The sequence below is a fragment of the Nostoc sphaeroides genome (genome assembly GCF_003443655.1).
Lineage (GTDB): Bacteria > Cyanobacteriota > Cyanobacteriia > Cyanobacteriales > Nostocaceae > Nostoc > Nostoc sphaeroides.
In genome coordinates this window covers 1,394,757-1,420,339 of sequence record NZ_CP031941.1, presented here as the reverse complement: position 1 = coordinate 1,420,339, position 25,583 = coordinate 1,394,757, and the positions used below count along the sequence as shown (strand labels likewise).

Annotated in this window: 18 protein-coding genes and 1 pseudogene; 15 read left to right on the top strand and 4 right to left on the bottom strand. The window is 40.2% G+C overall.

Features of this window, described 5'->3' with window-relative positions:
- The first annotated feature begins 25 nt into the window (after nt 1-25).
- The 6 genes and pseudogenes from D1367_RS06605 (at nt 26) to D1367_RS06580 (ending at nt 7,170) form a co-directional block, all read left to right on the top strand.
- Nucleotides 26-2,752 carry a tetratricopeptide repeat protein gene (locus tag D1367_RS06605; RefSeq protein WP_118164892.1) on the top strand — a complete coding sequence of 909 codons (2,727 nt, stop codon included), beginning with the start codon at nt 26-28 and terminating at the stop codon, nt 2,750-2,752.
- Nucleotides 2,753-2,765: 13 nt separating this feature from the next.
- Entirely contained in the window at nt 2,766-3,380 is a 615-nt protein-coding gene (locus D1367_RS06600; protein WP_118164889.1) for a J domain-containing protein, read from the top strand.
- On the top strand, nt 3,373-3,852 hold the full coding sequence (locus tag D1367_RS06595; protein WP_118164886.1) for a nucleotide exchange factor GrpE: 480 nt from the start codon (nt 3,373-3,375) through the stop codon (nt 3,850-3,852). Before D1367_RS06600 ends, D1367_RS06595 begins: the two co-directional genes overlap by 8 nt.
- A 313-nt stretch (nt 3,853-4,165) precedes the next feature.
- Nucleotides 4,166-4,657, top strand: a complete 492-nt coding sequence (locus D1367_RS06590) for a hypothetical protein (RefSeq protein WP_118164882.1) — start codon at nt 4,166-4,168, stop codon at nt 4,655-4,657.
- A gap of 196 nt (nt 4,658-4,853) precedes the next feature.
- Nucleotides 4,854-5,619, top strand: a pseudogene (gene cysE / locus D1367_RS06585) (serine O-acetyltransferase).
- An 870-nt stretch (nt 5,620-6,489) separates the two neighbouring features.
- Complete coding sequence (locus D1367_RS06580) at nt 6,490-7,170, top strand: hypothetical protein (protein WP_118164879.1); 681 nt, start codon at nt 6,490-6,492, stop codon at nt 7,168-7,170.
- A gap of 127 nt (nt 7,171-7,297) precedes the next feature.
- On the opposite strand, the gene D1367_RS06575 is transcribed toward D1367_RS06580, so the two are convergent.
- Entirely contained in the window at nt 7,298-8,632 is a 1,335-nt protein-coding gene (locus D1367_RS06575; RefSeq protein ID WP_118164876.1) for an HlyD family secretion protein, read from the bottom strand.
- A gap of 954 nt (nt 8,633-9,586) precedes the next feature.
- On the opposite strand from D1367_RS06575, the gene D1367_RS06570 reads away from it, so the two are divergent.
- From D1367_RS06570 to D1367_RS06550, 5 genes are all read left to right on the top strand, one after another.
- Nucleotides 9,587-9,850: a hypothetical protein gene (locus D1367_RS06570; RefSeq protein ID WP_118164873.1), complete on the top strand. Its 264-nt coding sequence runs from the start codon at nt 9,587-9,589 to the stop codon at nt 9,848-9,850.
- Between the two features lie 67 nt (nt 9,851-9,917).
- On the top strand, nt 9,918-10,181 hold the full coding sequence (locus D1367_RS06565) for a hypothetical protein (protein ID WP_118164873.1): 264 nt from the start codon (nt 9,918-9,920) through the stop codon (nt 10,179-10,181).
- A gap of 67 nt (nt 10,182-10,248) precedes the next feature.
- The gene (locus D1367_RS06560) at nt 10,249-10,506 is read left to right on the top strand and encodes a hypothetical protein (protein WP_118164870.1); all 258 of its coding nucleotides are present in this window, start codon (nt 10,249-10,251) and stop codon (nt 10,504-10,506) included.
- Nucleotides 10,507-11,758: 1,252 nt separating this feature from the next.
- Nucleotides 11,759-13,903 (top strand): peptidase domain-containing ABC transporter, encoded by a 2,145-nt coding sequence (locus tag D1367_RS06555; RefSeq protein ID WP_118164865.1) that lies wholly within the window; start codon nt 11,759-11,761, stop codon nt 13,901-13,903.
- A gap of 1,627 nt (nt 13,904-15,530) precedes the next feature.
- Complete coding sequence (locus D1367_RS06550; protein WP_118164863.1) at nt 15,531-16,352, top strand: SDR family NAD(P)-dependent oxidoreductase; 822 nt, start codon at nt 15,531-15,533, stop codon at nt 16,350-16,352.
- 31 nt (nt 16,353-16,383) lie between these two features.
- On the opposite strand, the gene D1367_RS06545 is transcribed toward D1367_RS06550, so the two are convergent.
- Entirely contained in the window at nt 16,384-17,622 is a 1,239-nt protein-coding gene (locus D1367_RS06545) for a ScyD/ScyE family protein (protein ID WP_118164859.1), read from the bottom strand.
- A 436-nt stretch (nt 17,623-18,058) separates the two neighbouring features.
- On the opposite strand from D1367_RS06545, the gene D1367_RS06540 reads away from it, so the two are divergent.
- Together D1367_RS06540 and D1367_RS06535 are read left to right on the top strand one after the other, a co-directional pair.
- Entirely contained in the window at nt 18,059-19,549 is a 1,491-nt protein-coding gene (locus D1367_RS06540; protein ID WP_118164855.1) for a glycosyl hydrolase family 57, read from the top strand.
- Nucleotides 19,550-19,810: 261 nt separating this feature from the next.
- Nucleotides 19,811-20,089, top strand: a complete 279-nt coding sequence (locus D1367_RS06535) for a sensor histidine kinase (RefSeq protein WP_244944984.1) — start codon at nt 19,811-19,813, stop codon at nt 20,087-20,089.
- Nucleotides 20,090-20,211: 122 nt separating this feature from the next.
- Here D1367_RS06535 and D1367_RS06530 read toward each other — a convergent pair whose 3' ends face one another.
- Entirely contained in the window at nt 20,212-21,570 is a 1,359-nt protein-coding gene (locus D1367_RS06530) for a sensor histidine kinase (RefSeq protein ID WP_118164852.1), read from the bottom strand.
- A 189-nt stretch (nt 21,571-21,759) separates the two neighbouring features.
- Here D1367_RS06530 and D1367_RS06525 point away from each other — a divergent pair, with 189 nt between their 5' ends.
- Together D1367_RS06525 and D1367_RS06520 are read left to right on the top strand one after the other, a co-directional pair.
- On the top strand, nt 21,760-22,524 hold the full coding sequence (locus D1367_RS06525; protein WP_118164848.1) for a Uma2 family endonuclease: 765 nt from the start codon (nt 21,760-21,762) through the stop codon (nt 22,522-22,524).
- A gap of 107 nt (nt 22,525-22,631) precedes the next feature.
- Nucleotides 22,632-23,765, top strand: coding sequence for an S-layer homology domain-containing protein (locus D1367_RS06520; RefSeq protein ID WP_118164844.1), 1,134 nt, complete (start codon nt 22,632-22,634; stop codon nt 23,763-23,765).
- Between the two features lie 395 nt (nt 23,766-24,160).
- Here the strand turns inward: D1367_RS06520 and D1367_RS06515 are convergent, their stop codons facing one another.
- Nucleotides 24,161-24,598 (bottom strand): CAAD domain-containing protein, encoded by a 438-nt coding sequence (locus D1367_RS06515; RefSeq protein ID WP_118164840.1) that lies wholly within the window; start codon nt 24,596-24,598, stop codon nt 24,161-24,163.
- Nucleotides 24,599-25,583 lie beyond the last annotated feature (985 nt).

The window sequence follows — 25,583 nt, the reverse complement described above, 5'->3', positions numbered from 1 at the left end:
TCCCCAACTGCAAGGAGCGCAATTGATGAGCATTCTTGATAGTTTCAACGCTTTAACTAAAACTTTGCTGGGAGTGGGTATTATTGATGCCTGGAAGCAAGCACCACAGACTAAAAAAGCCAGCGAAAAAGCATTACAATTAGCCCAAAAAAAACATCTGCGAGAAGCAGTAATTATTGCAGAAAAAGCTCTCGCTGTCTGGTCTAAAAAACCAGGTTTTTGGGAGCGTTTGATTTGTCAATTGCTACTGGGTAAACTGTTAGACAATCTTACTCAGCAACTAAAGCAGTGGCGCTATCAAGTGGCGCAAGTAGATAAACTAGCTGCTAATGCCAAAACCTTTCTCAAACAAGATACGGGCGATCCTTTAGAAACGCAAGCACTTACAAATGCGATCGCAATTTATCAACGCTGTACCAAAATTATCCACGACGATCGCATATCGCGGGTAATCAAACAGTGCCAAAAAGAATTGCAACGGCGACAGCAGTTCTTAAGTTTAGTGACAAAGGCACAGTCTCAGGCAGAAAATCGGTTTTATAAAAATGCGATCGCAGTTTACCGAGAGGCTGAAAAGCTTTATTCTACGGAGTCTCTACGACAGGCGATCGCTGCAAGTGTTGCTCAAGTCCAACAAGAAGAAATTTATGATGCTGCTTTTGAAAAGGTGCAACAAGCTGAAAGTGAAGGAAGATTACAGGGAGCGATCGCACTTTTAAAAAATGCTCTGACTAACTTTTCTCGCTCTGACGGAATTGATTTACTCCAAAAACTACAACAAACACTTAAAGGAAGAGAAAAGTTTCGCCAAGGACTAGCAGCAGAAAAAGCGGGTGATTTTAAGGCGGCTGCATCTTTTTATAAAAATGCTAAATTGCTCTTGCCTAACTCTACATCCTGCCAAATCCGGTTAGCACTTGTGGCAATTAAAACTCAAGCATGGGCGATCGCACTAACTTACCTAGAAGCTATACCTGGAGAACAAGCTGCTTATTTGCGGGGATTTGCCTACGCCCAACAAGAAGATTTACAGGTAGCTTATAAAGAATGGCAAAGGTTATCTACTGCTAACATTGCCAAGCAACGAGAGATTCTCAAAAATCTTTCCCAACGTCAACGCCTGCTAAAACTACAGAATATTGAGCAGTTGGTAGCGGCTGAAAATTGGGAGAAGGCTAAAGCAGAGAGTACCCAATTTCTCCAAAAATTTGGTTCCGATACTTTAGTAGAAGAAAATCTAAATGAGCATATTCAGCCACGTTTAGAAGCAGAACTATGGAAAGATAAGGAATGGAAAATTATTGCCGATCAAACTGAAGAAGCTTGGATTTCACAGCCGAATATTACTACATTACATAATTTGGCAGTAGCAAATTATTATCTTGCTCAAACTTCTCCGATAAATCTGTTAAATTTAATATTTTCTTTATCAACAGCTTTAGCAAATATAAGTGAAGATCCTAGCCTTCAAGATGTGCCTTGGCTAGAAAATAAACCTGTAGAATTTGCCGCCGTCTCTTTAGAATTAAAACGTCGAATAAAAACCGCAATAGACATGAAAGATACAAATATTATTGAGTATTTGTATCTGCGCGATCGCTACCGATTAGAAGTAGTATCTCTAAATCTCATGGGTGAGCCGCCAAAGTGGGGAATGAAAATAAAAGATGTATTTATCACACCTATTTGTTATCAATATTACCTTCCTCAATGGCAAAGTATTTTCGAGAATAAAATACATGCTAACCAAAAAATCTTAAGTTCCCTTTATACAAATTGGGGATTGGCTGTGGCTGCTTGTTTAGAAGGAGATTATCAAAGAGCAATTCAACTTAAACCCTCAACTACAGATAAATCTGATATTGCAGCATTTGCTCAGAAATTTGTCGCTTATCATGAAGGTTACTATCAGCTACAGCAACAAAAATGGCGAGAGGCAATTATTCCTCTCAAGCAAGCAAAGCCAGAAATTAAAGCTAATAAAGATTGGCAACAAGAAATAGACAGACTTTGCGGATTGCAACGTCAAGTTCTATCAAACTTTCAAGAGCATTTAGAGTTTGCCCAGTTTTGGTATAACCTTTTAGAAAGTCGAGATGCTAGAAGTTATCTAGCTGAGTATAAGGCGGAACAAATACGCGAACAAATTGCTAATGAACAAATTTCATCAGCAACAGCCCTGAGAGAACTACAAAAACTTAAAGAAATTGACAATCAAAATCCTATTGTAATTGACCTAATTGAGAGAATTGAGTTTAACCAAGAATTAGAATTAATTGATAATCTATTAAAAAATAATAAATTTGAAGAAGCTGTTCAACATGCTAAAGAATCCCAGCATCAACGTCTACGTAATATTGTGTCAGACATTTGCATAGAAATATTAATTAAGGGTTTCAAAAATCGTGATTTAGGATTTGAAGATATTTATCAATTAGGCTATTGGGCTTATGAACTTTGTCCAGATGATCCAAATGTCCAAGAAATTTACAGGTTTAGCCAAGAACTAAAGGATATTCAAAATCTGATGAAATGCGATCGCTTTGATGAAGCCGTTCATCGTGCCAAATACTCAGAACATGAATCTATTCGTTACTATGTCGCTGACTTTTTTATTAAGACATTACTTAAAGGTATCCAAAACCGCGATTTATCTTTTGATTTAGTTCAGCAATTAGGTAGCTGGGCTTATGAACTTTGTCCAGACGAACCTGCTTTTCAAGAAATGTACCATAGCCTGAAAATTCGTTAATTCAAGGTATCTAATGGAATATAATCCTTATGACATTCTGGGTGTATCCCCAGCAGCATCCAAAGCTGAAATTGCAAAAGCTGTAGCAGTGGCAATGAAGCAAAAAAAACATCCTGTGGATATCATTGCTAAAGCTCAAAAAAGCTTACTAAAACCAGAAGAACGCATCATAGCCGATTATTTGCGTCCCATACTGCCCACTATTAAGCACTTCAAATATAGTGATTTATCGGCTTTGCTTCAGCCAGCACCTAGACTAGTATTATTACCAGAATTTGATGGATTAGAGCAAGCGATCGCTCAATCTGCCCAAGAAGAGCGCCTAGAGCGATCGCCTTTACCAATGACCCTATCAGAGTTATTCACCAAGGGCATTATAGCTTGTAAAGAGGAACGCTACCCCAAAGCGATAAAATACCTCGAAGGCTACTGCCAAGGCTGTACAAACCGGAATAGTAAAGATTATATTCAAGCCCAAATGTGCCTGATTAAAGTGTATAAAATAGTTGGACAGTTAGAAAGAGCGATCGCGCTTTGTCAGCTTTTGAGTAACCATACCCATCCCCAAGTACAAACTTGGGCAACTAAAACTTTAGCGATGTTATCAAAAGAGGTTTCTCATGTCTAATTTTATTATCAGTCAAGAACAGCTAGACTTGACCACACAAGAAATTAACAACCTCAAAAAGGACAAAGTTTTACTACAACAGTCCTTGCGAGAACAGCAAACCAAAACCGCAGCAGATACAGAAGATTTATTCTTAGAAGTGCTAGAAATTGGTGATGCACTAGAAGCCTTATTGGACTACCTGAAAAACAACGCCGATCCCAACCCAGAATTTATCCAGCGTTTACCTCAGTCTGTAGGAGCGGTTAATCGTAAGTTTCTCAGTGTACTAAAAAAGCGCCAAGTCTTACCTATAGAACTGCAAAGTACACAGCCAGATTTTAATTTATGCCGTGTTGTTGATCGTGAAGTCAGAAATGATGTGGCAGACCAAACAATTACTAAAATAGTCCGTCGAGGGTTTTCTTTGGGAGAAAAGACCCTGCGTCCAACAGAGGTAATCACATCCAAATTAGAAGTTGGAGAATTGTAGCTGCTGTTTAATCAAGAAACAGCCTAGCAATTATCCTGACTTTTCACGTTATGTGGAAAAGTCTACCAAAAACCTAACCCCCAACACGTAGCGGGAAAGGGGAAAATTCAAAGTCTCTCTCCTTAAAGGAAGAGAGAAATAGAAGTGAGGTTTTCCAGATGCCGCTGAATTGTCAGAGCATTATCTACTTGCTTGAAAAATCTTTCATTGTGGCACATTTGAATGTGGCACAACCAACTGAAATTTCACTGGATTTTTTTCATTAGAATATGTATATATCATTACTAATCTAACAGCCTGTTGGAGGGCTACTATGAAATACTGTCGCCCCCGACTTAACTTTAGCGGCGGCTGGTTGTTGGCTATAATTGCCGCCATCACAGCTACGCCTGTAATCGCAGAGACAGCGAATTTTGGTACTATTACCTTGCCAACAAACTCTAATGCAGTACCAGTAACAGTGCAGGGGTTTACAGGTGGTTCTTACTCATTGTCTGCCAAAAGTAACCGCGATCGCGATCAAAAAGCATGTATTGGTTTTGCCGATCCCAATCCAGATCATATTATGGTTTTGGAAAAGGACTTTCCCCAGATGACAATACAAGTCGATAGCAACGGCAACGATACCACTTTGCTAATTCAAGGGCCAGACCAAAATACGATTCGTTGCGGCGATGACACTGGCAAAAGTAAAGATGCTAGCGTTAGCGATCGCAACTGGAAAAGTGGCACTTATCGGATTTGGGTAGGTACATTTAATCCTGGGGTTAAGCACGATTACACTTTGAAAGTAGAGCAGCAGTAAAGTGGGGAGTGGGGGATGAGGGAGCAGGGGGAGCAGGGGGAGCAGGGGGAGCAGGGGGAGCAGGGGAGGATGAGGGAGATGAGGGAGTGACGGACAAATGACAAATCCCCAATCCCCAATCCCCAATTTTTAGGTATAACGCCTGAGAGGATAATATGGGAGAGTAGCTTGTTGTGCTTTCCGAGGGTGCTATCTGGTGCTATCTATACTGCGTGCTGACTTTCGTATCATATTTGAACGTGACCCAGCTGCCCGTAACTGGTTGGAAGTTTTATTTTGTTACCCTGGTTTGCAAGCCCTGATATTCCATAGGCTAGCTCACTGGTTGTATAGTGTTGGTCTTCCCTTTATTCCCCGCCTGATTTCTCACTTGGCTCGGTTTTTGACTGGAATTGAAATCCACCCTGGTGCAGCAATTGGAAAAAGTGTGTTTATTGACCACGGGATGGGTGTAGTAATTGGTGAAACTGCGAATCGTGGGAGACTATGCCCTAATTTATCAAGGTGTCACCCTTGGAGGTACTGGTAAAGAATGTGGCAAGCGCCATCCCACTGTGGGGGAAAATGTCGTAGTTGGGGCTGGAGCGAAGGTTCTGGGCAATATCCAAGTTGGCAATAATGTCCGTATTGGCGCTGGGTCTGTTGTTCTCAGGGATGTCCCTTCTGACTGTACAGTAGTGGGGGTGCCTGGGCGTATTATATATCGTTCTGGAGTCCGAGTTGCACCTCTTGAACACAATAACTTACCAGATTCAGAAGCCGAAGTAATTCGTGCTTTAGTAGACCGGATTGAGGCGCTCGAAGAACAAATACAAACTCTTCAACGCACCAACTCTTCTGAAAAAACTCCTGTATTGGTAGGTTGTGTAGCTTCTAACCAAGCTGATTTTTCACAAAATGCTCCTGTGTGTAGCCTTAAAGATAAGTCAATACAGCAGTTTCTAGATGGTGCGGGTATTTAAATCAAGTTAGGAGTTAAGAGTGAGGAGTGAGGAATAAAAATTATCCTTGTACTTTCTAACTCGTGACTCCTAATATTATGTCCGGGTAATTAGTTAAGCTAATCGTCATTCATTTTTCCAAACTGATTCGCTTGTAGTAAGCGGCTCCAGCCCTGGTTTTATCGAACTTAAATGCTCATTAGCTTATGATTCCCATAGTTATTGCACCCCTTCCCGATGCGGGAAGGGGGAAATTCAAAGTCTCTCTCCTTAAAGGAAGAGAGAAAAGGAAGAGAGAAATAGAAGTGAGGTTTTCCAGATGACCTGAATTGTCAACCTGAACGAGAGCCACTTTTAAGAAGTGGGGCACGTAAGAACATGTTCCGCTTTGCTTCACGGCTCTTGGTTGGGGTCATTTCCCCCAGCTAAAAAGCCCCCTGCCTCTTCGTTGAACGAGTGAATGCGTGACTTCCCCAAACGCGAATTTACAGCGTATTTCAGGTAAATGAGGTATGGAGGTAGGGGCATGGCACTGCCATGCCCTTACAATTATCTGTACCTCACCAACTTGCAATCTGCTGTATGTTGAGCGAAGTCGAAACACAGCGTCTCCAAGAGTTGGGGCTGACCAAGCATAAGCGTAAAACGCTGACTGTAATGCAGTTTGTGAAGTTTTGTAAATAATTGGCTGACTCTGCATAAAACCATAAGCGGGAACTGATAAGTCAACAGACACTACACTATGCACTTATCAGGCAGGATTTTTTTATGAACTTTCTTAAATAATTGGCTAGCTCTGCATAAAACTTGTGCGCCCAACGTAAAGTAAACAGGCACTAGCTTGACGAACTTCAATAGTAAACAACTAATGATTGTAGGTGAAAGTTCAACATGAAAAAAGTGTTTGCATTAATTGAAAAAGAATCAGCCAAATTTGCTCAATTACCCTTTTTTGAGTTGATAGTAAATAAAAGCAATGCTTTTATACAAAGATTATCTTTTGGTTTTTGGTTTGCACTTTTTGTAATGGGATCTGGAGATTTCAACAAATTTCTTTGGTTAAAAGAAGCCACAGTTAACCCAATTCAATATATTGTTAACAAACAAATCCGTGAAGAAGAGAATCATTGGATATGGTTTTTAAAAGATTTAGAATTCTTCGCTTTTAACTTATTTTTAGATTTCACCGACTCTTTAAAATTTATTTCTAGACAAATAATTTATGAACTATATAGGCGAAGTTTTCAAGTAAATCCCCTTTATCGAGGAAAACAGGAGGAAAGCTGCCCTCTGTCTCCTGCCTTCGTTGATAAAATTTTTGGCGTTGCTGAATTGAAGTATGAATCTGGATGTAGAGACGTAGTTTTTATTCGTCTCTACAAGGATTTTGGTATTATGCAAAATCATTTTCATACATGGAATCAGCAACGCCAAATTTTTGAACTTTTTACAGCCTTGATGGTTGTTAATTTTGCTGAACAATATAATATTAAAAAATTATTAACTCGAAGTTTCGATGGCTCCGATTTTGCTCAGTTACTCTGCAAAAAGAAAGTTACAGTCGGGGTTTAAATTCCCTGATGTAACTCTCTTCTCTACGAAACGCTGCACTTCGGCAAAGCTCAGTGACCACGCGAACAATGTGTAAATTTTGAATTATTATAGTCGTTCTCAATGGCGATGGAATACAGGAAGGAATCTACACATCCGTTAGCAGTCTTGCTTTTCTCAGAATAAATGTCAGTAGGGTTTCTTTTTTGGAAATGATTTCAGCTGTAACTTCCATCCCTGCTTTAAGAGGATATGATTTATCGCTCTTTTTTAAATAAAGTTTCTCTGGCTGAATTGTCACCTCATAGTAAGGCGCAGTTGGAATGTTACCGTTACCCTGAGATGTAATGGCATCGGCACTAATGCCTCTGACAGCACCTTTGAGGATGCCATAATCTGGGTAAGGATAAGCAGAAACCCGCATTTGTACTTGCCCTTCTAAACATTTTGCTACTTGTGCGACTTTACACATCTGCACTTTACTAATATCTGAAGAGGGAACACGGGCTTTGATTACAAAAGGGGCATTGTTGGGAGCAATTTGAGCGATCGCATCTCCAACACGGACAACTTGCCCAGTATTTCTTAATACTAGTTGGAGAATTGTACCGCTCTCAGAGGTACGAATTACAGTTTTTTGCAGTTCCATAAAAACTTGTTTAAGTTCTTGTTGAGCGCTGCTAATTTGATTTTGGATTTCAACTTGACGCCTGATGAGTTCTTCTTTCTCTTTATTTAATTGAGCAATAGTAGACTCACCCTTTGTCAGTTCTTGAGAAATACGTTCTTGTGCGATCGCTACATTAGCATTACTGGGATTGAGTGCAGCTTTAGCGTTATCGAGTCTAGCAGTAGCAGCTTTAAAAGCTTGTTCTTTTTCTTTAATTTGGAGAGCAGCGATCGCCCCCGTATTTCCCAGCTGCTGATATCGCTTCAGTTCCTCTTTAGCTAATTCAACACCAGCTTCTATTTCTTGTACTTGTGCCAGACTGGTGATTTGTCTATCTTGATAATCTCTTTTGTTTCGACTCAAGTCTGCTTTGGCAGATGTGATTGCCTGCCTCATTGCATTAGATTCAGCAGCCATTTGATTTTCTAACGCTTTTAGTTGTGCATCAATTTGCGCTCGTTGTAACTGATTTTGTTCGATAGTTCCGAGTAGTTGGCTTTTTTTAGTTTGCAATTGCGAGTTGTCGATGAAGGCGATCGTATCTCCCTTTTTCACAACTTGATTTTCTTTTACTTTGATACTTGTCACCGTTCCCTCAGATGCTGCTTGCACTAACCGGATTTCTCCGGTTGGGCGGACGGTAGCATCAGCTTTTACTATTACGTTGTATTGAAATACACTGGCAAGGCTGAAGGCAGCGCCAACACTTCCAATTAAAAATATTCCTCCCAACCTCGTCCATATACTGACTGAGGGAAGATATTCGTCGTTTTGGACTAGGCGGAGAAAGTCTGGTTGGGGGTCTATGAGCATGAATACTAAAAAACATTTTGGTTCCGTAAATAATCTAACAAAAAAATCTACCTAGCGTTAGCGTGATGATCAAGATTTAGGTAGATACAAAAAAATAAAAGCTCTCTTCTGTTGCAAGAATATTTTTGGCAAAAATCTTATAATTTTGGCGTTTTTGCCTTTCAGGGCGAAACCAACAGCTTTTACTTTTATTACTGATAAGTCCCTTATCAGTATATAGTTAGTATGTAAATACAAGGTTTATATACAGCTAAATTTAAATAACAATTAGGCATTTTATTACGAACATGAAATCTTTATAATCTTTATCTAATATTTCATCTTTTCTTGATTAATTTACAAAAAAATAGGATAGTGACTACAACTTTTTTACAACTATATTTTCATTTATAAAATATTAAGTGAATTTACGCTCTTCTATATTAAAATAATTTATATAAATTCATTTTAGTTTTGTATATAAAAAGTTTTTATAAATAATTTTTACGTAAACACACTTACTTAAGAATGGATAACCCCAGTTGTGAGATTTATTTCTTGTTTAAGTACATATTGTATAGAAAATACACCGATTTTACTAAGTTTGTCTTGAAGTACGGTTATTTGCGTGATTTCTCAGTATTAATACTAAATATGTTTAACTTATGTATTTTCGGAAAAATACATCTTTTGGTTAGCCATATTTATATGAATATGAATATTGGCACTATCTGCTATTTTTTGATAATTGAAATTTTTCTAACTAAATTTGTATAAAGAAGAACTATGTAGTATTTTTTTTGAAGAGGTGTAATACATATTTCTTCAAAAATTAATTGCTTGACCTATTGAGCAAGAGTCGTATAATACTTTTAGCGGAACAAAAAAGTAATTAAATATACTCTTTAAATGTTTATATTAATGACTTTGAAGTGACGCAGTTTTAACCTCAACAATCAAGCGAGAACTAAGATTATGGAAAGCACATTGTTCACCACATTAACCGTTACCGAAGAAGCTAGTTTGTCTGGTGGTACTAGGAGGAAGTATCGCAAGCCCGCTCATAACCCCACCACTTCCACTCCAAGCACCCCCGCTCCAAGCACCCCCGCTCCAAAACCCCCAGTTACTATTACTGTAAACCTTCCTATCACCATTACACAAACCGCCGTTAATGTTAACACTGGTGACGTTAAGGGTGGTCTGACCCAAACAGCTGCGAACCAGATCGGAGTGTAGAACTGCGGTTTAGTTGAAGAGAAAGAATAAACCTAAAAACATCAACAATCAAGCGAGAACTAAGATTATGGAAAGCACATTGTTCACCACATTAACTGTTACCGAAGAAGCTAGTTTGTCTGGTGGTACTAGGAGGAAGTATCGCAAGCCCGCTCATAACCCCACCACTTCCACTCCAAGCACCCCCGCTCCAAGCACCCCCGCTCCAAAACCCCCAGTTACTATTACTGTAAACCTTCCTATCACCATTACACAAACCGCCGTTAATGTTAACACTGGTGACGTTAAGGGTGGTCTGACCCAAACAGCTGCGAACCAGATCGGAGTGTAGAACTGCGGTTTAGTTGAAGAGAAAGAATAAACCTAAAAACATCAACAATCAAGCGAGAACTAAGATTATGGAAAGCACATTGTTCACCACATTAACCGTTACCGAAGAAGCTAGTTTGTCTGGTGGTAAGTACCGCAGGAGTCACAAGCCCGCTAAACCCTCCACTCCAGCCACTCCAGCCACTCCAGCCGCCCCCGCTCCCAAACCCATTACTGTGACCCTGAATCTTCCTGTGATCATTACACAAGTAGCGATTAATGTTAACACGGGTAAAGTTGGTGGTGATCTGATCCAAACAGCTGCAAACCAGATCGGAGAAGTTTAAGATTTAGTATGAGGGAAAGAATAAACGTAAAGACACTATTAACAGCGTCTTTACTGAAGTGAAGTGTCTTAAACAAACTAACCTGCTTGAACAGAGTAGTTTGCCTTCTTACAAGACATTATCTTTGTTGCTTATCGCAGTTATTCTAGCATTACGTTTATTCCTACCGCATACTTTTGTTGAACAAAGTTAATAAAGTCTATCAACAGTTCCTATTAGGCAACTGTTGATAGACTCACTTAATGCTTTTGCTAAAAATACTGCTCACCTTGAACAGTTAAAGTAGAGAACTAAGGGCTGCTATTTGAGAAATCGCTCATATCCATGTTGAATCACTCTCGGCAAAGTAAAATCTCAAAACCTTTCATATTTAGGGTTATGTTTATTTGCCTTAGTTTCGGGGTTTATATCAAAATATGAGCATTTAATCCCTAACTATATCTGAAACTTCGGCATTTAGCCCTAATTGTTTTCATTCGAGAGTCATTAAAGAGGAATATTGATCAAAATTTACTAGTTTGCAAAAAAGAGCGAAAAAGATATAGCCATTTTTGTACGTGCTAACTCTCTTTATCTTTCAGTTGATGCAGATTTCCATCAAGTTGAAAACTCATAATTAACATCTGAGGTTAATTATAATCATGAAAAGCACTCAAATTTTTCCAATGTTTACCTCCCTGACTGAAGCTCAATAAGTAACTCTGTGTGGTGGTGAAATCAAGGCGGTTTCTTATACTCAAGTTACAATTGAGCAAAAAGGAGTAAAGAAACAAATTAAAAAAGTTGTGAAAACGAAAACTACCAAAGGAACAACTTCAGTATCAGGAATATTAAAAAGCCTGGGAATAAAGCTACCCTCCCTACTACTAAAATTTGATTGGTAGTGATAAGTAAGAGGGCGTGAATAATTAAAGTTTTGTGGTAAGCGGCTGGAGTCGCCTCAATATGGTTCGGTTAAGATCCCCCCGCCTGCGGCGACCCCCTTAAAAAGGGGGTAAAAGAGGGTTACGAGCAAGCCTTTTTTAAGGGAGGTTGGGGGGATCTTCGAGGAATAAACACGTTAACCGAACCGTATTGAGAGTCGCCTACTACTAAGGAATTTAATTAATTTTACATTACATAACATAGTTTGATTTTTTTGCTCAGTTACTTAGTAAAATTAAACTGTTGGTCAAATTATTAACCACGCAGGGACTAAACCCTGCTATTTTTTTAAGTTTTTTTACAATGCTATTGGGTAGTGGAGTCTGAAATGAAATACCAAGTTGTTACACAACATAGTGAAGAAGATTGTGGAGCTGCTTGTCTTGCTTCCGTTGCCAAACATTATCGACGTAATTTTACACTAAATCGCATCCGGGAAGCGGTAGGCACGGGGCAACTTGGAACAACATTGTTGGGATTGAGGCGAGGAGCGGAAGCACTTGGTTTCAATGCGCGTTCGGTCAGGGCATCAAAAGAAATATTAGACCGAATGAACCAAGCACCACTCCCAGCAATCATTCACTGGAAAGGCTACCACTGGGTTGTTTTGTATGGTCAGAAAGGCAAAAAATATGTAATTGCTGACCCAGCCTTTAACATCCGTTATGTCTCTAGAAATGAATTAACGGAGGCTTGGTCAGATCAAGTCATGCTTTTACTAGAGCCAGATGCGGTTCGCTTTTATGCTCAACCCGATGATAAAGTCAATGGTCTTTGGCGCTTTGCGCGGCGGGCATTGCCTTATGGGGGCATAATATTCGAGGCTTTTCTGTGTGCTATAGTTATCGGTCTGCTTTCGTTAACGTCTCCTTTCCTGCTTCAAATTCTAACGGATGATGTACTAGTTCGAGGTGATACCCAGCTTCTTATTGGTGTAATTATTGCAGTTGTGGTGATGAATTTGGTGGCAAGTAGTCTGCAATTAGTTCAATCTAACCTGATTGCCAATTTTGCTCAAAAGCTTGAGTTAGGGCTAGTTCTAGAATTTGCTAGGGCAATCTTGCGGCTGCCTCTGGCTTACTATGAATCACGTCGCAGTGGCGAGATTGTAAGCAGATTGCAAGATATTCAACAAATTAATCAGCTAGTTGCTCAAGCAGTTATCAGTCTGCCTAGCCAATTGTTTATCGGACTGATTTCTTTGGGTTTCATGGTGTTCTATAGCTGGAAACTCACCTTTGTTGCCGTCGTTGTTGCTATTGTGATGAGTTTATCTACGGTGGTTTTTCTGCCTACACTTCAACAAAAAATCAGAAGTATGTTGGTCTTAGATGCGGAAAACCAAGGTGTTCTCGTTGAAAGCTTTAAAGGAGCGCTGACACTCAAAAGTACTACTGCTGCTCCTCAATTTTGGGAAGAATTTCAAAACAGATTTGGTCGGCTCTCAAACATAACATTTCGCACAGTTCAGATTGGAATTATTAATAGCACCTTTTCTGGGTTAGTTTATGCTATTGGCAGCGTTAGTTTGATTGGTTTCGGCAGCGTCCTAGTTATTAGTAAAGAACTCAGCATCGGTCAACTGCTGGCATTTAACGGGATGAATGGGAATTTTTTGGCATTAATCAGTACTGTGATTGGATTTATAGATGAATTCACGCGTGCCAAAACTGCCACGGAACGCTTAACAGAAGTTATCGATTCCACACCTGAAACTCCAAGCGATAGTACCAAACCCTTTGCTCAAATTCCTAGTGATGGTGATATTATTTGCAAAAACCTAAACTTTCACTACGCTGGCAGGCTAGAGTTACTGGAAGATTTTTCCATCACAATTCCTGGCGGTAAAGTTGTTGCCCTAATTGGTACATCCGGCTGTGGAAAAAGTTCTCTTGCTAAACTGATTGCCGGATTATATACACCTAATTCTGGCAATATTCGCTTTGGGATGTATAACATGCAAGACCTAGCTCTTGATTGTTTGCGGCAACAAGTTGCTCTGGTTCCTCAAGACGCTCATTTTTGGAGTCGTACAATTATTGAAAATTTCCGCTTAGGTTCTCCTCACCTCACCTTTGATCAAATTGTCAAGGCTTGCCAAATTGCTGAGGCAGATGATTTTATTAGTAGATTACCTGAAAAATATCAAACTGTATTAGGTGAATTTGGGTCAAATATTTCTGGTGGACAACGGCAAAGACTGGCTTTAGCAAGAGCTATTGTTAACGATCCACCAATCTTGATTTTAGACGAATCAACTGCTGGACTCGATCCAGTTAGTGAAGCTCAAGTTTTAGATCAACTGTTGTTGCACCGCCAAGGTAAAACCACAATCCTGATTAGCCACCGTCCTAGAGTAATTACCCGTGCTGATTGGATTATTTTGCTTAATCAAGGCAAGTTACAAATTCAGGGGACAGTAGAAGATTTGCTTGCCCAACCAGGAAACCATTTAGACTTTTTAACCCCTTAATTGCTTTCAGTTTTAATTTGCTGGGTTGTAGACGCGAAATTTCGCGTCTCTACAGGGTTTTGGTAACAAACTAATCAATCAGAACTTATGAGACAGACCATTAGTGGTCTGTCTGATTAAATTTGATGAGTTCGTAGTAAGCACTGAAGTGCTTAAAAATCTAGTCGTAGTTACCAATAGCCCGCCCAGAAATAAATTTCAGGGCTGATAGCTGAAGTCCACTCAAGTGGACTAAATAATTAATTCAGTCCACTTGAGTGGACTTTTGCTATTAGACTCGGAATTCATTCTGAGGCGGGATAGAAACGCAGTGCAAGATTTATCTTAAGGTAAAACTCATGTCCCACAAGGAACTGAAGTTCCTTACTAATAGCTAAAGTCTACTGAAGTAGACTTTAGCTATGAGTCTCTGAAATTCATTTCTGGGCGGGCGTGGAAGCCAATAGATAAGCGATTTTTAGCTTAAGTTGACACCAATGGGCAAAGACCATTGGTGTCAACTTAACGTGAAACCCTTGTCAAGACGTGATATTCAGTTCTCTCGCTTAGTTTACTCACTGCGTTACCCCACCCTAACCCTCCCCTTATAAAGGGGAGGAAGCTGCATTTCTTTTCCCCCCAATCTATCGGGGGGATTAAGGGGGGTAAAACGTATCCCAGGTAAGTATTTGAGCTTAAGTTGACACCAATGGGCAAAGACTTGCCCCTATCAGCGTATTTATATCATTAGTAAAGTTAAATGGTATAATCCAACATTTCGGGTGCTTTGTTGGATTGCGCTTTGCTTAACCCAACCTTCTATTTTACAGGATCGGCAAGGGGGTTAGGCTAATCGTTAGCTTTTCAAGATGGCATGAATTGTCATACACCAGACAAGTCTCAAGCATTCCTTTGATGGACTCAAAGCTAACGCAAAGCAAGTTACCCTTTTTACTAAAGTTTTGGCAGATAAACATGCCGTTTTAATTTGCATTAAAGACAATAATTTGACTCTTTTTTATTCTTTAAAATAGAAATATCAGAAACCTATATTTTAAATAAAACCGTAAATATACTGATGTAAGTCTGCGAAATAGCTGAAAAACTGAGGTGTTGCAACAATAGACCAAAACCTCTATGTCTTTTTTGTTTCTTGGCTATGACTGAGATATTACAATTTCTCAAAAGAGGGCTTAATGTCAGGAAAGTAAGATATTTGTACTTAGGTATTCATAAAAACTTATTTAATAAAATCTTTGCCATATATATGCTTAGAGCTAACAACTATTAAGAAATTCTGATTAAAGAATATTGCAATAGCTTGATTTTATTGCTAACGTGTGTATGACAACGATGCTGATGAGCGCTCGGATCTAGGAGAAGTAAAATCTATGAGCTATATGCATTCAGCCAAGTCTGTTAGGCTTTGACAGCTTAAAAACGATAAATTTCTGCCTCGCATAGACAATTATGAGCGATCGCAGATTAACCAAGAAATATCTCGTTGCTTTCATGCTTAGTTTGAGTTTGATTTCAATTGCAATTGATTATTTGTCTTACCTTGTGCCGACAAGCGAGTAGCTCTTGCTTGTGTGTATCGGCAATAACGAAGAGTTTGGTAAGACTTAAATTTTGGAGGATAAAACCAATGGAGATTCAAGGTAAAGTTGCTCTAATTACAGGGGCTTCGCGTGGAATTGGACGAGCGATCGCTCTCGAACTGGCGCAAATCGGCATCAAGCGACTGATATTGGTAGCACGCGATCGCCAAAAGTTAGTTGAGGTAGCTAAGGAAATCGAAGCGATGGGAACAGAAACTGCGATCGTACCCTTAGATTTGACTCAAACAATAGAAGTAAATATCGCTGTTGCCCAACTGTGGCGCAATTACGGACAGATTCACCTGCTGGTTAATTGTGCAGGAGTGGCATACCAAAGCTCGTTTTTGCAATCTAAAATGCCCCAAGTTCAAGAAGAAATTTCTGTGAACTTGTTAGGAATGTACAATCTCACGAGTCTGATCGCTCGACGCATGGCCAGCCAAAGGCAAGGGACAATCGTCAATGTGTCGAGTCTGATGGGGAAAGTTGCAGCACCAACGATGGCGACATACTCAGCAACCAAGTTTGCCATCTTAGGATTTACCCAAGCCTTGCGCCAAGAATTAGCTGATTACAATATCCGCGTCATTGCATTACTGCCTTCCCTGACAGACACAGACATGGTGCGCGACTTAAAATTATTTCGCTGGGTGATCCCCATGACTCCCCAGCAAGTGGCTAAAGCACTCGTCACCGGAATGCAAAATGATTCAGCAGAAATTTTAGTCGGATGGCAAAGTCATTTAGCCGTGTTGTGTCAACGCCTCGCCCCTTGGTTGCTAGAGCTAATTTTACGAATAGCAACTCCGCCAGCACCAAGCAGACAACGGCCGAGTCAAAAACTTATCCCTTCGCGTAGCGTCTCGTAGACAAGGGGAAACGCCGAGGGCGATCGCGGACTCAACACTCCTGAACAAACTTGTCCAAAATCTTCAGTCGTTTGGCTTTACCCTTGTGCAACAAAGTAATGCTCACAGTGCCAAGAAATGCTAATAAGCTGAAAGTAGAAGTAGATTCAGGAACAGACTTGGGATTCTCAATTTTGAGAACTTGTCCCTGTCCTGGGCGATCGCCTCGGTTTGTTACGTAAATATCACCATCAGCACCAATAGTCAAAGCAGTAGGAGACTCTAATCCATTGCCACTAAGAATAGTTGTGCGAGTTCCATCGCTCGCTATTTTAATCACAGAACCATCTAGATTACCTTTCCAGAGTGACTGATTAGCGTACTGCAAAGCATATAAATTACCCTCGGTATCAAAATCTAAGTCAATAAGTTGGGTAAAGCCATCGGTATAAACTGTTGGTTGACCATCAGCACCAACTCGATAGATTTTTGCTTCACCTTCTGGAAAAGGAAAACCAGTTAATTGGCTAATATAATAAGCGCCATCTGGGCCTTTGGCGATATTTGTGGGTACTGCTTGGATTTCAAATGGCAATGATAATGCGCCAGAGGGGAAAATTGGATTAGTTAATGTCTGCTGGGGAATTGTGGCGATCGCCTTTAAATTTCTTCCATCAGTACCTACGCTGAGTAACTCATTGGCACCAGTATCAACCGCAACAATATTATTTCCATCTACAAGAAGAGAGAAGGGATTGCTATTTATATCACCTTGATCGGGATTATTTGCAAGTTCATAATTAGCTAAATCAGCAACACTAGTCCACGAATTTGTATTGAAATTAGCAGTGATGATTTTTCCTAAATCAGTGTTACCTAATGTGGCGCGAAATGTGGGATTTGAACCATACCCAATTGCAATATAAGGCTTGCCAGTAGCATCAAATTTGATATCTTGAGGCCCAGAAGTATCAGTACCATCTGGTAATGCTAAAGAAGGAAGTCCTGTAAGTATACGTTCTTGGATACCATTTCCAATTTTGGTGACTGCACCAGTTGTGCCATAACATAAAGATTGGCTTGCAACGCTCGGCGAAGGAACACAAGCTCCACTGCCGCCTGTTCCTGCTTCGGTGACGTAGAGACTCCCGTCAGTACCAAAAGTTAGACCCCGTGGACTATTAAGACCATCGGCAATTACCGAAAATGATGCCGCATCTGCTGCTTTAATTCCCGAAAAAGCAGCAATACAAACACTCAAAAATGTAATTCCAAATTGTTTTAGTTTCATTAGACCTGTCCTAAAATTAAATTTGCGTAACAAAAGATAGAATATAAAATTTTATCTTGATAAATACTAATATTTACTGTGTATAGTTTTTCGGGATTTTATAGCTTATTTAAAAGAACGAAACAGATTCCAACTCAGGAACCCAGATGAAATCTGAATTTTTCATTTCGAGTTGATCATACCATTTGCAAAAATCTTTGCAACATAATGAATCGGCTGTAGGGCGTACAGATGTAAGCTTATAGCAGCAGAATTAAGGATAGCTAGTGTATATTTTTCAATAAGTTTTGTATAAGTGTAAGATCCAAACTATTGAATTACACAGATATCGCGGGACTACAAGGCGATCGCAGTTTGCATCAATAAATAAAGTTGTAGATCAGAAATTGCTGTGCGATCGCATAATTAGACATACCTTGTTTCGGAGCAATCAGAAATGCTTTCCTTGCCCAAAATTCTTAGTAATTTGCCCGAAATCATTGATGGCTTGCCGAATATATCTGGTTGGGAAACAGAGGTTCTCTCTGTGGTTAACCATAATCAGCCAGTATTTTTACCAACAACGAATATCCGCTTAGAAAACGTAAATGCTGTGTTTGCGATCGCCTTACACATGCATCAGCCAACTATACCTGCTGGAAATGGTGGTACGCTGATCAGCAATCTGCAATATATGTTTGAACATCCTCATGAAGGGGATAATCACAATGCAGATCCTTTTGCATATTGTTACAGCCGGATGGGAGACTTGATCCCCGAACTTGTCAGTCAAGGTTGCAATCCCCGTGTGATGTTGGATTACTCAGGTAATCTTCTGTGGGGACTGAGACAAATGGGACGCAGTGATGTTCAGGGTAATCTCAAACGGATTACTTGCGATCGCACTTACCAACCTTATGTAGAATGGCTGGGTACAATGTGGGGCCATGCAGTTATTCCTTCCACACCCATAGCAGATATCAAATTGCATATCATCGCATGGCAACATCACTTTGCAGCAATTTTTGGCTGGGAAGCATTAGCGCGAGTCAAAGGATTTTCGCCCCCAGAAATGCACCTACCAAATCACCCTGATGCTCTCTTTGAATTTGTGAAAGCGCTGAAAGAATGTGGATATCGCTGGTTACTCGTTCAAGAACATTCTGTAGAAACTATTAGCGGTCAATCTCTCACTCATAAACATTTACCACATCGTCTAATTGCCCGTAATTCTCAAGGCGAAACAATTAGCATTACAGCTTTAATTAAAACCCAAGGTTCGGATACTAAATTAGTTGCCCAAATGCAGCCTTATTATGAAGCAAAAACATTATCAAAACAGCAAATTGGCAGTGTTTTTGTACCACCAATAGTTAGCCAAATTGGTGATGGTGAAAATGGCGGCGTGATGATGAATGAATTTCCTAGCGCTTTTAAACAAGCTTGGGGGGATATGGTCAATAATGGGGGAGGAAAATCTGGTGTAGTCGGGGTGTGTGGTACAGAATATTTAGAATTAATCGAAGCTGCTGGATGCAAACCTGAAGACTATCCAACTTGTCAACCACTGGGACAACATCAGATTTGGGAGCGAGTTTCATCAGACAATTGTCAACCGGAAGCTGTAGAGAATGCCATTCAAGAATTAAAGCAAATAAACTCTAATTTTCATTTGGATGGAGCCTCGTGGACAAATCATATCAGTTGGGTAAAAGGATATGAAAATGTGTTGTCTCCCATGTATCAACTAAGCAGTTTATTCCATCAAAAATTTGATCCATTACTGCAAACTGACTCAGCAGAACCTGTTACCAGACAATCTCATTACCGTAACGTTCTTTTACATAACCTGTTGTTGCAAACCAGTTGTTTTCGTTATTGGGGACAAGGTGCTTGGACTGATTACGCGCGGGAAATTTATCAACGTGGCGAAAATTTATTGCAGTGAAAAGGCAAGAGACGCGATAAATCGCCGTCTTTACAATAATCAGTCCTTTGTAGAGACGGCGATTTATCGCGTCTTTGTGATATAGGGTCTGTCATGAAATAAACCTTATCCGAACCGTATTGTCGTTTGTGTAGCCGCGAATTCCATTCGCCCTAGCTGTGGCTCCAAAATTTTTCATGCAGTTTTTGTAAATCGTTCTTGAGGCGGAAAATAAAAAGTCAGGTGAATTGAGATTTAGTTAAAACTTACTATGAGGTAGCTGTGTTTCAAGTTGTAGTTGGTCATAGCGACGATCCTGATTCTGAAAATGCGATCGCTGACAATGGATCTGGGATTCCTGAATCGATTCAAAAACAGATTTTTAATCCCTTCTTCACAACCAAACCTGTTGGTAAGGGAACAGGAATGGGAATGGCTATCAGCTATCAAATCATCACCGAAAAACATGGCGGCAAGTTAGAATTTTTTTCGACACCTGGAAAAGGAACGGAGTTTGTGGTTCAAATTCCTATCCAGCAGCAACTTTGTCCAGTAATCTAACGCAACGTTAATTCGTAATACTTCGGCTCCCTTCGGCTTACCTCGGCTTACCTCGGCACAAGTCGCTCGGCACAAGTCGCTCGGCACAAGACGCTCAGTACAAGTTCGTAATTCGTAATCAATTAAACTAAAGGCAATAAAATTTCAAATTTTGTACCTATACCAATCTGTGAATTGAAATTTAATTTTCCGCCATGTCTGAGGGTGATAATTCGATAACTTACTGCTAAACTAGTATTTTTACTATTTTTTGTTTCAAGAGAAAAAGACTCTATAATTTGCTGTTGCAATTCTTGAGACATTCCAGGCCCATTGTCGGCAATGCGAACTAATATCCAGCGAGAATCTGGTGCATTTGGGTTACTTGCTTCTTGCGAAATTACTTCTGTAGTAATCTCAATTCGGGGTTTTTGAACAGTCATTGTATCTTCTCGATGCAACTGCTGTCGCACTGCTTCATTGAGTAAAGTATCTACAACTTCGCTGAAAATATTCATCAAAACCTGGTTTATTTGCCCCATAAAGCAATACACTGGGGGTAATTGACCGTAGTATTTGACGATTTCAATTTCTCCTTGAAGACGGCTATTAATTAATAAAATAATACTATCTATACAAGCGTGTAAATCTACTGGTTTGGGATAAAGTTCATCGATATGACAGAAATTTTGTAAGCTGGTGACGAGTTTTTTTAATCTTTCCGCTCCCGTGCGAATACTAGCAAGCGATCGCGACAAATCTTGTTCTAAAAAATCAAATTCAATCTCTTCTTTAATCTGATTAATTGCCTGGGAAGCTGATGGTAATTCTTTGTCGTAAGCTGCTATCAGCTTGAGTAAATCTTGGCTGTAGGTTGAAACATAAATTATGTTACCCCAAATAAAACCCACTGGGTCTAAAATTTCGTGAGCTACACCGTCTACCAAACGTCCCAAATTTGCCATTTTATCATTTTGAATCATTTGGGCTTGGCTGCGTTCATACCGCACCAGATTGTCGATTCCTCGAATTTGCCAAGAAATAATATTCAATTCTTGGACATCTAACAATCTATAAGCACCAGATTCTGTTTCTACTACAATTGGTTCTGCTAATAATTCTGGCGATCGCTTTAAGCTAAGTTGCATCGCAGTTAAAATCGATGTTGTATCAGCCAGCAGCAACATCGGTATCCGCGCATAGCTGTAGAGAACAGCTAATGATTGCTGAACAAATAACTCTTGTCCGAATGGGCGAATCAAAAATTCCAGCAGTCGCCGCCGCGAAATCATCCCAATGAACTTTCCCTCTTCTACCAAAATTACTCCTGGTAGCAGGGGGTATTTTTCCAAAAAACTAGCCACTTCCATACCAGTGTGATTGATTTCCACTGGGAAGTTGTACATTGGTAGTTCTTGGAGGGTTGAATCTAAATCGATATCGCGATCGCTACCAAGAGACACAAATGGCGGTGAGATTTGGTAACTGAATTCTTCTGGCACTATACACCCTGAATTTTACAAATATTGGGTAAACAATAAGTTAATATTTTACATTTTGTCACCCTCTAAATCCGGTTTTGGTTTAGATATCTACCGCAAGGCGGAAGTCCATCTTAAGCCAGTGCGCTCTTGCAGCTCATCGCAAGCTACACTAAAAACAACCTTTACAAAAAGTGCAAAGGTAGCATTATGACCTCTGCAACCAATCCATCCACCGCCCTCACTCCTTTTCCTGACCATACACAGCTTCCTGAGTCTGATTGCACGTTTGTTAAAAATTGGCAAGAGCATCCCCAAAGTATCTTACTAACTGACTCGATTACACCTGTCATCAAGCAAATAAATCCTGAAGGTCAATATTGCATTGGCCAGGATTTAGGCATTTACTGGCGCTTGACTGATCCCCCTGAAAAAGGCGCAGAAGCACCGGATTGGTTTTATGTACCGAATGTACCGCCTACACTAGATGGGCAAACGCGACGTTCTTATGTATTGTGGCGAGAGTTTATTGCCCCGTTGATTGTCTTGGAATTTATCTCTGGGGACGGTAGTGAAGAACGAGATAAAACTCCTTGGAAGGGGAAATTTTGGATTTATGAGCAGGTGATTCGTCCTCCCTTCTACGGCATTTATGAGGCGAGTAAAGCCAGCCTAGAAGTTTATCATTTGATTGAAGGACAGTATCAGCTTTTAGCAGCAAATGAACGAGGACATTATCCCATAGGCCCCTTAGAAGTTGAATTAGGTTTATGGCTAGGAGTTTATCAGAATGTGGAATTACCCTGGTTGCGTTGGTGGGATTTACAAGGTAATTTGTTGTTGAGTGGCGATGAAAGGGCTGAACAAGAATTCCAAAGAGCAGAACAGGAATCCCAAAGAGCAGAAAAGGAACGCCAAAGAGCCGATCGCCTAGCTGCCCAATTGCGATCGCTCGGCGTTGAACCAGAAAGCTAATATTTTTCTATGAATTACGAATTACGAACTACGAATTACGAATTACGAATTAAATCTGTGGCTTAATTTGTTTAGACACAAATTTTACTCCTACCAGGGTAATCACGATGACAAATAGACCTCCTTCCGAACCTGAGTCATCCCAAAGAACTGCCCTTGGCTTTGATGAATTTATAGCCATTATGGTTGCCTTCGCCACTATCGGAGCAATTCTTTTTTGGTCATTTTCCCGCAGGGATTCTAGCTGGAACTTAAACGGGTTGCTGTCGCCTTCCTCTACTCCTTCTAGAAGTGTTCAACCAAATCAAGTATTGCCCTTCCCTACTGGCAAGGTAGAACCAAATGCAGCCCCCAAGAACGTTTTGCCGTCATCCCCACCTGAGGCTGTTGTTGAACCCAAGACACCTGAATTGCCAAATAACAGCGCAACTTCTTCTGGCGCAGTGTTACCATCGGCTCAGGTAATCCCAAGTCAATCCCCACAGACACCTGTATCCTCTTCAACAGGGCTTGAGTCATCAATTACATTATCAGCGTTGCCTTTAGTAACTCCGGCAAAACAAAAATCTATTATTCCGCCGCCAATTGCATTTAACGATGTGCCCAATAACTTTTGGGGTCGGCGTTTTATAGATGTTCTTTCTTCCCGTGGTATTCTCCAGGGGTTTCCTGATTATTCTTTTAGACCAAATCAGCCTGTAAACCGCGCCGAATTTGCTGTTATCCTGCAAAAAGCCTTTGAGCAAGAACCCTCTAAGACTGCGATCGCATTTCAAGATGTACCAGCAAAATTTTGGGCTACTTCAGCAATTGACCAAGCCATCAGTGCCGGATTTCTCAAAGGCTACCCGAAAAAAACCTTCAACCCACAACAAAATATTACGCGAGTGCAAGTTTTAGTTGCCCTTGTTAGTGGATTGAATTTGAAAGCACCCACTTCCCCAAATCAGATTTTGAGTGTCTATAAAGATGCTAAAGATATTCCAACCTATGCTACCAGCAAAATAGCTGCTGCTACAGCCAATAGTCTAGTAGTTAACTATCCAAATCCCCAAATTCTTGCTCCTAATAAAGTAGCTACTAGGGCTGAAGTGGCGGCGATGATTCATCAAGCTTTAGTAAAACGGGGCAAGTTGGAGAGAATTTCATCTCAAAACATAGTGCGTAGGCGTAGCCTGTCTCCAAAACTCTCGCCCACTCCAAAGCAGAACCTAAAAGGTAACTTGTCCACAGGAGGCTAGTGCCGCAAGTCAAAAGTCAAAAGTTAAAAGAATTGCTACCGCTTTTAACGTAATTCCTAATTCGTACAGGACTTACGCAAAATACCTCTCAAACTCTTATTCCTCCGTGTTCTCTGTGCCTAATAAGGTTCGATTTTCCGTTACCTGTGCGTAAGTCCTATCGTAAATCAAAAGATTTCTAAGAAGTTTTACTAGGCAAAACCCTCCCTCTCCGATTCGGAGAGGGACAGACTTGAACTAAAGTTCAAGCCAAGGAGAGGTTCATCGAACTTAGGTTAAACCGGAAGTCTGAGCGCCAGAAGTCGGCGATCAGACTTCGGTGATTTGCAATTAGAGCGTACTCCTACACAGGAGCAAGCTACGCATAGCGTCTCTAAGAGTTGCGATAATCACTATTAAGCTTCTGGAATTTGTTGACCAACCACTTGTGATTTAAGAGTGGTGATTTCAGTAGTTAACTCTTTCCTGGTTGAGGCTTTGAGTAAATAGCGGTAAACAAACCAAGCAGAGTAACCAATACCGATCAACTCAAAAGTAGGTGCTACCAAGGGGATATCATTCAAAGCATCTAATATTGCCAAGAGTACTTTAACCCCAACAATTGATCCCACAATTAAACCAACAGTGATCAGGGGTTGCTTATATTGATTAAAGAAGCTTCCCAGATATTCCGGCAATGTTGCTAAAAAGGTAGAAATTTGCTCACCATATTTTTGCCATTCATCTTGAGACTGTGCGGGAGGCTGGAGTTTGGTGATGGTTCCTGTTTGGCTGTTGATCTCTGCCACTGTAGTCTCTTTGGATGCGGTTTCGGTAAATTCTTGTTCTGGCATTTTCACTCCTATAAATTTGACAGTTGAGTTTTTCTAATCTGGATAATTACAACCAAAAGTCTGTTGATTAGGTAATGCACAAGTACATTAGTACAATTGCGTCAAGGGCACAAAAGGGTTTTAGTGTCCTATAACTATAATTGCCCCGTAATATCTACTGCATCAACTACAAGGTAGACACTCAGGAGGAGGATAGAACTAAGAACGCAGCAGAATGTATTCCGATCAGCTTTCTGAGTTCTTTTTTTCAATCAACTGGAATCCTCAGGTTGTGATTATCCCATTGCGTGTCATTCGCTCATAATCGTACTAAATTTAAGTACAAATCTGGCAAAAATCAGCCCACCTCTCATTTATATAAGCCTAAAACCCGATTTTAGCCGAGATTAAAGCTATCTTAAGCCGTGTCCGTCAATTAACGCATTCGTATTGATATTAATACGTAATAAAAATTTTTGTGTGTTCACATAGACTAGACTTTTAAGCTATTTTATGATAAACCTGCCTTGGAGATGAGGGAGCAGGGAGTAAGTAGCAGGGGGAGAAGAATTAAGGGAACTCCAAAAAATAAATTATTCCACATTCAAGTCGTTGACTGTTGACTGTTGACTGTTGACTAAAAACTCGTGAACCGTCAACGGTCAACAGTGAACAATAGCAATGGAATATTTTTTTACTTGGAAGTCCCTAATAACCAATGCCCAATGCCCTATGCCCTATGCCCTATGCCCCATTCCCAATGCCTAATGCTCAACGAATATCAAAGCTTTTGTTTTTTTCCTGATTGTATTAATTTTATAAGGAAGCAGTTAAGGTAGAGTAGTGGCATACCTGATGGCAAGAACTCATTGTTATCAACCGCATATTGAGGAAAGTGTTGTGTTAAGGCAAAGACAGTCTCAGATAGGTCTTTAGTGCAGGGAATTATTTATTGCTGCTAAAAAAAGTGAATTCTATTCGTTCTCAGTAATTGTATTTAGCGGAA

Excerpts from the sequence above, each read along its gene's own strand:
- D1367_RS06605 (WP_118164892.1), top strand. The coding sequence starts at position 26 with ATGAGCATTCTTGATAGTTTCAACGCTTTAACTAAAACTTTGCTGGGA.
- D1367_RS06600 (WP_118164889.1), top strand. The coding sequence starts at position 2,766 with ATGGAATATAATCCTTATGACATTCTGGGTGTATCCCCAGCAGCATCC.
- D1367_RS06595 (WP_118164886.1), top strand. The coding sequence starts at position 3,373 with ATGTCTAATTTTATTATCAGTCAAGAACAGCTAGACTTGACCACACAA.
- D1367_RS06590 (WP_118164882.1), top strand. The coding sequence starts at position 4,166 with ATGAAATACTGTCGCCCCCGACTTAACTTTAGCGGCGGCTGGTTGTTG.
- D1367_RS06580 (WP_118164879.1), top strand. The coding sequence starts at position 6,490 with ATGAAAAAAGTGTTTGCATTAATTGAAAAAGAATCAGCCAAATTTGCT.
- D1367_RS06575 (WP_118164876.1), bottom strand. The coding sequence starts at position 8,632 with ATGCTCATAGACCCCCAACCAGACTTTCTCCGCCTAGTCCAAAACGAC.
- D1367_RS06570 (WP_118164873.1), top strand. The coding sequence starts at position 9,587 with ATGGAAAGCACATTGTTCACCACATTAACCGTTACCGAAGAAGCTAGT.
- D1367_RS06565 (WP_118164873.1), top strand. The coding sequence starts at position 9,918 with ATGGAAAGCACATTGTTCACCACATTAACTGTTACCGAAGAAGCTAGT.
- D1367_RS06560 (WP_118164870.1), top strand. The coding sequence starts at position 10,249 with ATGGAAAGCACATTGTTCACCACATTAACCGTTACCGAAGAAGCTAGT.
- D1367_RS06555 (WP_118164865.1), top strand. The coding sequence starts at position 11,759 with ATGAAATACCAAGTTGTTACACAACATAGTGAAGAAGATTGTGGAGCT.
- D1367_RS06550 (WP_118164863.1), top strand. The coding sequence starts at position 15,531 with ATGGAGATTCAAGGTAAAGTTGCTCTAATTACAGGGGCTTCGCGTGGA.
- D1367_RS06545 (WP_118164859.1), bottom strand. The coding sequence starts at position 17,622 with ATGAAACTAAAACAATTTGGAATTACATTTTTGAGTGTTTGTATTGCT.
- D1367_RS06540 (WP_118164855.1), top strand. The coding sequence starts at position 18,059 with ATGCTTTCCTTGCCCAAAATTCTTAGTAATTTGCCCGAAATCATTGAT.
- D1367_RS06525 (WP_118164848.1), top strand. The coding sequence starts at position 21,760 with ATGACCTCTGCAACCAATCCATCCACCGCCCTCACTCCTTTTCCTGAC.
- D1367_RS06520 (WP_118164844.1), top strand. The coding sequence starts at position 22,632 with ATGACAAATAGACCTCCTTCCGAACCTGAGTCATCCCAAAGAACTGCC.
- D1367_RS06515 (WP_118164840.1), bottom strand. The coding sequence starts at position 24,598 with ATGCCAGAACAAGAATTTACCGAAACCGCATCCAAAGAGACTACAGTG.